The organism is Mesorhizobium sp. M4A.F.Ca.ET.090.04.2.1 (genome assembly GCF_003999085.1).
Lineage (GTDB): Bacteria > Pseudomonadota > Alphaproteobacteria > Rhizobiales > Rhizobiaceae > Mesorhizobium.
The window spans coordinates 1-978 of sequence record NZ_RZOT01000926.1 but is presented as its reverse complement, the minus strand read 5'-3'; the positions used below and the strand labels follow the sequence as shown (position 1 = coordinate 978).

2 protein-coding genes are annotated in these 978 nt (G+C 65.1%); one reads left to right on the top strand and one right to left on the bottom strand.

Annotated elements, in window-relative coordinates; translation table 11 throughout:
- Positions 1–510, top strand: a 510-nt coding sequence (locus tag EN781_RS33205; protein ID WP_127400763.1) for a tetratricopeptide repeat protein, incomplete at its 5' end; no start/stop codon positions are given.
- 116 nt (positions 511–626) lie between these two features.
- Here EN781_RS33205 and EN781_RS33200 read toward each other — a convergent pair.
- Positions 627–978: cytochrome c biogenesis protein CcdA (locus tag EN781_RS33200; RefSeq protein WP_245492719.1), on the bottom strand; the 352-nt coding region annotated here is incomplete at its 5' end.

The following is a 978-nucleotide window of genomic DNA, read 5'->3' as shown; positions in this document are numbered from 1 at the left end:
AGCCTACGCTTCGCCGCGCAGGTGATGGCCTACAGCGCGAAGGACTACGAGATGGCGCTGGCCACGATCGAACGATCCCTAATGCTCAATCCCAATTCGGCGCAGGGCCATACGAGCTGCGGTTGGGTGAACGCACATTCCAGCCGCCCGCTCGTCGCGATCGAGCACTTTCACCGGGCAATGCGGCTGAGCCCGGTCGACCCCGAGAAGGGCATCGCGCTCTCCGGCATCGGGATGAGCTATCTGATGCTCGAGCGCTACGAGGAAGCGCTGGCATGGGGAGAACGCGCGCTGCAGGAGATGCCGAACTACGGCTCCTCGCACCGGGTGGTGATCATGGCGCTGGTCAAACTCAACCGGCTGGACGAGGCACGGGCGGCGGCGCGGCGGCTGATGGAGGCGTTTCCGACCTACACGCTCACCCTGCAGAGGCAGATCAACCCTTGGCAAGACAAGGTGTTCGCCGAGCGTTACGTCGAGGCGCTGGGCATCTCCGGCGTGCCGGAGTGATCGTCGCGGTTGCAAGGATGCCCTCTCCTGCGCGTCACGTCCGGCCTGGCGACGTCCCAAGTCCCTGATTCTTAATCAGCAGGTCCACAGTTCGATCCAGCGCACAAAGTAGCAAACTACCCCAGCCGCCCTAGCGCCGGGAAAGTCTCCAGCAGCCAGTACGACGCGCTCTGCACGCCGCCGGTGAGGAAGAATATGCCGGCGACGACCAGCAGCGCGCCGATCGCCTTTTCGACGCGGCCGAGATGGACGCGGAATTTTCCAAGAAAGCGCATGAAGGCGCCGGAAAACAGCGCCGCGATCAGGAAAGGGATACCGAGACCGAGCGAATAGGCGGCAAGCAGCAGCGCGCCCTCGCCCACCGTCTCGCGCCCGCCGGCCAACGTCAGGATCGGCCCCAGCACCGGGCCGATGCAAGGCGTCCAGCCGAAGGCGAAAGCCAGCCCCATGCTGTAGGCGGCGACCAGG